We start from the raw sequence: 2,380 nt of genomic DNA, 5'->3' as shown, positions 1-2,380 counted from the left end.
GCGGGGGTCAGCTCTACGACCTTCGTGCAGCGGCACTTCGAAGCGATCGTTGACGAGCCGCCGGATGACACCGGCTTTTGCGCCGATGCGTTCGCCCGCCAGCACGGCGTTTCGAGCCAGGCCGCAAAGCTGTGGAACGTCATGCGCAGGGAAGCCAATGCCGCAGGCGTGGTGAGCGGCGGCCTGCGCGAGTTCGCCAGCGCCGCCAGGATCAGTGCCGGGCATGGCAGCGACTACATGGCCGAGCTGATCGACACCGGCCTAGTCACAACCGTGGTGCGACCGGCGTCGCGCAACCCCGGGTCCTATCGCATGGCGAAGGTGTCCTGATGTTCGACCGCCGCGCCCACATCGCAGAGCGTATCAACGCCGCCATCGATATCCGCGATGGCGGTTTCAGCACGCCGTGCTGGTTCTGGACTATGGGCGACAGCGGCACCGGTCGCGGCGGCGGCTATCCTCGCATGAAGCTGAACGACCGCACGGTCGCCGCTCACATAGTCAGCTTCACCAATGAATTCGGCTATGTGCCGCGCAACAAGCAGATCGACCACAAGTGCCACAACCGGCGCTGCGTCAATCCGGATCATCTGGAGATGGTCAGTCACATCGAAAACCAGAAACGGCGTGACGCCGCCAACGGCGTGGTGCGGCGGAAGCGCAGGCGGCGGAAGGCGGTGAAGAAATGAAGGCCCTCCCTGGGAAAATCCAAGTCGTCGACATGGCCACGGGTGAGGTGACCGAAGATCGGGAGGCCTCTTGTGGCCTCATGCCTCCCGCGTTGGACGCGTGTCATGTGTGCGGCCATCGTCCAGCGCACGGTTCAGACGAGCCGCACAACGCGCAAAGCCTCTACTACCAGTATGCGTTCTATGCCGATAACGGCCGCTGGCCGACCTGGCGAGACGCGATCGCGCACTGCTCGACGCCTGTTCGCGAGGGGTGGGAAGCGGAGCTTCGCAGGCGTGGCGTGTGGCCTGCCGAAGAGGTGGCCAAGTGAGCGACCTTCTAGCGCACCCGCTGGCCGAACTGTTTCCGATGCTGTCGGAGCAGGAAATGCACGAGATGGCCGACGACATCGTCACCTATGGCCAGCGCGAGCCGATCGTGCTGCTGGACGGCAAGATACTGGACGGGCGCAACCGCTATGCCGCGTGCGTTTTCGCCGAGGTCGAGCCGGTCTTGGTCGACTATGACGGCGATGATCCGCTCGGCTTCGTGCTGTCGCTGAACTTGCACCGCCGGCATCTGTCGGAGAGCCAACGCGCCATGGTGGCGGCGCGGCTGGTCGACTGGGATATCGGCATCAACCAGAGCACCGCCGGGTCAGCAAATTTGCCGACCCGGGAGGCAGCTAGACGGCTGTCGATTTCGGAACGCGCGGTGATCGCCGCCAAGCGCATTCGAGACCATGGTGCGGCCGAACTGATTGAGGCCATCCGCGACGGCCGGGTTTCCGTGCACGCCGGCGAGGCGCTGTCCGACCTGGCTGTCGAGGCGCAGCGTGAGGTGCTGGCGCGCGAGGAAAAGCACATCGTGGCGCGGGCGAAAGAGATCCGTGCCGAGCGGCAGAAGCTGCGCCACGCCGTGCGGCTGACGCATATGGACATGGTGCGGGCCAACGGCCGAGCCACGGCGCCGGGCAAGCTCAAGCGCACCTATCCGGTCGGCTATCTCGATTGTCCGTGGAAATATGGTGTCCGCTCGGAAGTGACGGGGCGCGAAAAGAGCGCCGAAAACCACTATCCGACGATGACGACCGACGAGATCATCGATCTGTTGAAACAGCTCGATCCGTTCAGCGAAAACGCCGTCATCTATTGCTGGGCGACCAACCCGATGCTGCTCGACGGGTTGCGGGTGCTGGCCGAGCTCGGCTTCACCTATGTGCATCACTGGATCTGGGACAAGGAAGTTGCCGGCACCGGCTATTGGGGCCGCGACCGTCACGAAATCCTGCTCATCGGCCGCCGCGGCGATGTCGCCGCGCCCTTGCCTGGCTCGCAGCCGGAGACGGTGCACCGCGAGCGCAAGACAAAGCATTCCGCCAAGCCGGATTTCTTCGCCGAGACGATCGAGCGGCTTTTCCCCGGAGTGGCCAAGATCGAACTGTTCTGCCGCGCGCCACGGCCGGGCTGGGATCATTGGGGCTTTGAGGTTGGAGATTTGCCGGAAGCGGCAGCCGAGAAGGTGGGCGGGGTTGCCAGTGCCTGCAGCGCCTTAGTCATGCGGAGAGAACTGGACGTGAACGCCAGCGAGAATGGCGTGACAGCCGGAGAGACGGGTAGCGACACCTGCGAGCGAGCAGCCGCCGAAAGTGGTGCGACAGCCGGAGAGACGGCACCTGTTTCCAAACGAGGGCGCCCGCGCAAGGCGGTGC

At 64.7% G+C, this 2,380-nt stretch carries 3 protein-coding genes and 1 pseudogene; all 4 read left to right on the top strand.

Annotated elements, in window-relative coordinates:
* A partial coding sequence (locus EN964_RS37935; RefSeq protein WP_164776186.1) for a hypothetical protein occupies positions 1-330 on the top strand: 330 nt, incomplete at its 5' end.
* The gene (locus EN964_RS32005; RefSeq protein ID WP_127266761.1) at positions 330-689 is read left to right on the top strand and encodes an HNH endonuclease signature motif containing protein; all 360 of its coding nucleotides are present in this window, start codon (positions 330-332) and stop codon (positions 687-689) included. The genes EN964_RS37935 and EN964_RS32005, both read left to right, overlap by 1 nt.
* The gene (locus EN964_RS32000; RefSeq protein WP_127266762.1) at positions 686-1,000 is read left to right on the top strand and encodes a hypothetical protein; all 315 of its coding nucleotides are present in this window, start codon (positions 686-688) and stop codon (positions 998-1,000) included. The genes EN964_RS32005 and EN964_RS32000 overlap by 4 nt, the downstream gene beginning before the upstream one ends.
* A 38-nt stretch (positions 1,001-1,038) precedes the next feature.
* A pseudogene (locus EN964_RS31995) lies at positions 1,039-2,187 on the top strand (Spo0J and IME4 domain-containing protein); the annotation flags it as partial.
* Between the last annotated feature and the right edge of the window lie 193 nt (positions 2,188-2,380).

Origin of the sequence: Mesorhizobium sp. M7A.F.Ca.CA.001.10.2.1 (assembly GCF_003998575.1) — a bacterium.
In the GTDB taxonomy this organism is placed as follows: Bacteria; Pseudomonadota; Alphaproteobacteria; order Rhizobiales; family Rhizobiaceae; genus Mesorhizobium.
The sequence above is the reverse complement of the archived record's forward strand: the minus strand, read 5'-3'. Positions and strand labels throughout refer to the sequence as shown.